The 3749-nt window shown below is 37.0% G+C and carries 3 protein-coding genes and 3 tRNA genes; 2 read left to right on the top strand and 4 right to left on the bottom strand.

Annotated elements, in window-relative coordinates:
* Positions 1–433: 433 nt before the first annotated feature.
* Entirely contained in the window at positions 434–970 is a 537-nt protein-coding gene (locus COX77_03475) for a hypothetical protein (GenBank protein ID PIZ98779.1), read from the top strand.
* On the top strand, positions 967–2208 hold the full coding sequence (locus tag COX77_03470) for a DNA helicase UvrD (GenBank protein PIZ98778.1): 1242 nt from the start codon (positions 967–969) through the stop codon (positions 2206–2208). Before COX77_03475 ends, COX77_03470 begins: the two co-directional genes overlap by 4 nt.
* 546 nt (positions 2209–2754) lie before the next feature.
* Here the strand turns inward: COX77_03470 and COX77_03465 are convergent.
* The 4 genes from COX77_03465 to COX77_03450 form a co-directional block, all read right to left on the bottom strand.
* A tRNA-Val gene (locus COX77_03465) sits at positions 2755–2831 on the bottom strand.
* Between the two features lie 156 nt (positions 2832–2987).
* Entirely contained in the window at positions 2988–3242 is a 255-nt protein-coding gene (locus COX77_03460) for a hypothetical protein (protein ID PIZ98777.1), read from the bottom strand.
* 52 nt (positions 3243–3294) lie between these two features.
* Positions 3295–3371, bottom strand: a tRNA-Ala gene (locus COX77_03455).
* A gap of 164 nt (positions 3372–3535) precedes the next feature.
* A tRNA-Leu gene (locus tag COX77_03450) sits at positions 3536–3623 on the bottom strand.
* Positions 3624–3749 lie beyond the last annotated feature (126 nt).

Here is a 3749-nt window from a genome sequence, read left to right as displayed (position 1 = left end):
ATTAGTTATTTTGGTTGGAAGTTTGTTAAATAAAAATAGAGGTAAAAACGCTTTGTTATTGGAATATTCAACGTGCCTGATCATTCATAAAAGCACTAATCCTGTTTTTTTTGAGTAGATCACTGGCGTCGTTGATCGGATTGGCTCTTATTCCCCCATCAAAGTTGCCGTTTATAATGAAAGCGGTGAGCTAGAATTAAGACAGAATGATGGTACGGGAGACCTTATTCGTCTTATTACTGTAAACAAACTCACTTGTTTAGATGCTGATACTAAAGAAGCTAAAGCAGTATTAGCTTATCTGCAAGAATTAGATAACGATAGTGAGGTTGTTGTTTACAAGTTCACAAATGGCACAAAATAATGTTTAACCCGGATTTACAACTGTAAAGCCGGGGTTTTATTTTATTGAGAGAAGTGCTACCATATAGCCATGTTATTCACGCTTATTATATTGTTGTTAATAATTTTTATCACCGCTATCTTGACCACCGTTTCCTTGGTTGCTTATTTACGAACCCGCGTTCCTTTTGTTTCTTTATCAGCGAAAAAAATTGAGCAAATTTGGGAACAAGTTGTTTTGGAGAAAGGTAAGACATTAGTTGACTTGGGCTGTGGCGATGGACGGGTGTTGATAGCGGCCTGGAAAAAGTATGGAGCACAGGGCATTGGTTATGAAATAAACTTATGGGCCTATTTACGCGCCAAAATTAGAACTTTCCCCTATCGCCAAAATATTAAAATAGTTTATCAGAATTTTTTTCAAGCAGATTTTAAGGAAGTAAATTATATTTTTACTTATTTATTACCAACGGCCCAGGAAAAAGTAGAATCTCGAATAATGCCAAAATTAAAATCAGGAACATTACTAATTACTTACGCTTTTTGCTTGCCCACGATAAAATCCAGTCAAGAATTGGATACTGTTACCGACAAAAAAAGCGGAAAGATTTATTTATATAAAATATGAAGATAATTGCCGATCTACACATTCATTCTCCCTACGCGCGTGCTTGTTCGCCTATGTTAACATTACCCAATATTGATATTTGGTGTCAGAAAAAAGGGATTGATGTGGTGGCGGTCGGCGACTTTACGCACCCGCAACGATATTGGGAAATGAAAGAGTTATTAGTGGAAAAAGCCTCTGGACTTTATCAGCTAAAAAATAATAGTCAGAATACTTATTTTATCATGAGCACTGAGGTTGCCGCTATTTACTCACACCTAGGTAAGGTTAGGCGTTTGCATTTATGTTTATTTCTTTCTAGTTTAGAGAAGGTGCAAATATTTAATCAGGCATTAGAAAAACGAGGAGCAAAGTTAAAATCCGATGGTCGGCCAATATTAGGAATGAGTGCTAAAGATATTCTAAAAATATTAAAGGATGTTGATCCTGACGGCTTTATGGTCCCAGCACATGCTTGGACACCGTGGTTTGCGGTTTTTGGCTCCAAATCAGGGTATAATTCATTAGCGGAATGCTTTGAAGAAATGACCCCCGAGATCAAAGCTATTGAAACTGGTCTTTCCTCTGATCCTTTGATGAATTGGCGAGTGTCAGCCTTGGACCATATTAATTTAATTTCCAATTCCGACGCTCATAGTTTAGCTAATCTGGGACGGGAGGCCAATATTTTTGCTTTAGATGAACTGTCTTATGCAGAGATCAAAACAGCGATTAATGATAAATCGGCAAACAAATTAGTTCAGACCATTGAGTTTTATCCCGAAGAAGGTATGTATCATTATGATGGTCATCGTGCTTGCAATGTTTCTTTTGCGCCAGCAGAAACTAAAAAAAGAAAAGGTATTTGCCCAATCTGTGGCCGGCAATTAACGCTGGGCGTTGCCTACCGGGTAGATGAATTAGCCGATCGCAGTGAAAAAGATATCCACAGGCTAGGTAATTTCGTCAGCATTGTCCCCCTGCAAGAAATCCTAGCTGACGTTTATCAGGTGGGTAAAGGAGCAAAAAAAATTATAAATTTATATGATCAGTTAGTGCAAAGAGGTGGTAATGAATTCAATATACTTTTAAATTTAAGTAAAGAACAAATTATCAAAATTAGTAATGTGCAAATCGCCGAAGCTATTATCAAAATGCGGAATAAAGAAATAGATATTCAACCGGGCTTCGATGGTCAGTATGGTAGAATAAAAATAGCGATTAATAGCGAAAAAAGGCAACAAATTAGCTTAATTTGATTTAGTGGGAATAATTAGTTTGATGAATTTTAGACAAAACAAAAATCCAGTAGCATGAGCAAGCTGGATTTTTGTATTTCTTCTAGTTAGAAGAAGACCTAACTATTTTTTCTTTTTTGCAACTTTCTTTTTTGCAACTTTCTTTACAGCTTTTTTTGCAGCTTTCTTCTTGGCCATTTTTCTCACCTCCTTTAATTATAAAAATCTTATTCAATGGTTGTGTTAAATGATAAATAAATTAACTCAACTTAATAATATTATACAACCTTTTGACAAGATCAACAATAATATGTACCGTCAAAAAAGAAAAAAATAATAAATTAATTATCATTTCTGGTTAGTTTAGTATTAAATTACAAATATTTTTTTCTCAGAAGCTTAATTATAGTTAAAGTCAATGAACCAAAGGCAATTTCATGATCACTGGACTGAGTTAATACAAACAAAAACACACTCGGCCTGATCAAGATAATTTTGATTGAGGACAAGTGTGTTTTTATGATGTAGGTGAAGTATCTTATAGTACTTGATAAGCCTTATTTTACGTGGTGGGCACTGAGGGCTTCGAACCCCCGACCTCATGGATGTAAACCATGCGCTCTAACCAGCTGAGCTAAGTGCCCAAGATATTATTTTGTTAAACCGTTACTCTTATTAAATAATTACTATCTAACCTCGTCCAGAGGACAATCAGCCTTATCGCCGCGCTAGCGCTTTGGCGCAGCGGGTGGCTGAAGCTGAGCTAAGTGCCCATAATTCAGTTATTTGTTTTTGGCTATTTATTTTCTACTAGCACCACCGGTTAAGACGCTAGCTAATCCTTGCATAAATCCATCAAATAATCCAGTGATTGCCATAAAGCCAAAAAATATAATTACCAATCCCAGTAGTTTGTAGAAAAGCCTACTACCACCTTCTACGCCCAGATTTCTTTCGGCCCAAGCAACACGACCGAAGAAACTTAAATAGCCTTCAGTTTTCCAAATTACAGAAACGCCGATAGCGACGGCGATAAGACCAAAGAAAAATTCCATATAAATATTATTAAAGTTTTGTGGCTGTGCCAGCCGAAGCCTTGGCGAAGGCTGGTGGACCCGAGCGGATTCGAACCGCTGACCTCCTGCTTGCAAAGCAGGCATTCTAACCAGCTGAACTACGGGCCCTCGTCATTTTTCGACTTGTTCCGTTTCGCTCCTTGACGAATCATGTAGATTCGTCAATTAGCTCCACTATTCAAGTCGCAAAATTCCTCTTAGATTTTACTGGCGTAAAATCTATTACGAAAAATATTAAACTACTAACATTGATAACAAGAACCAGCTTTATTTGGTGCGGACGAGAGGATTTGAACCTCCACTCCCAGACGGGAACAAGCCCCTCAAGCTTGCGTGTCTACCAAATTCCACCACGTCCGCTAAATTAAGAAAAGCATATTCATTAAACTGCTTTTCTTAATAAGTAAGATAATTTAAGAAACCATTTTCTCTTTAAGTCTCTTTTTGGAGTCCCGGAGGTAGTATAATTTGGCTTTTCTAACTTTT

The organism is Candidatus Komeilibacteria bacterium CG_4_10_14_0_2_um_filter_37_10 (assembly GCA_002793075.1).
Lineage (GTDB): Bacteria > Patescibacteriota > Patescibacteriia > UBA1558 > UBA1558 > UM-FILTER-37-10.
The sequence above is the reverse complement of the archived record's forward strand: the minus strand, read 5'-3'. Positions and strand labels throughout refer to the sequence as shown.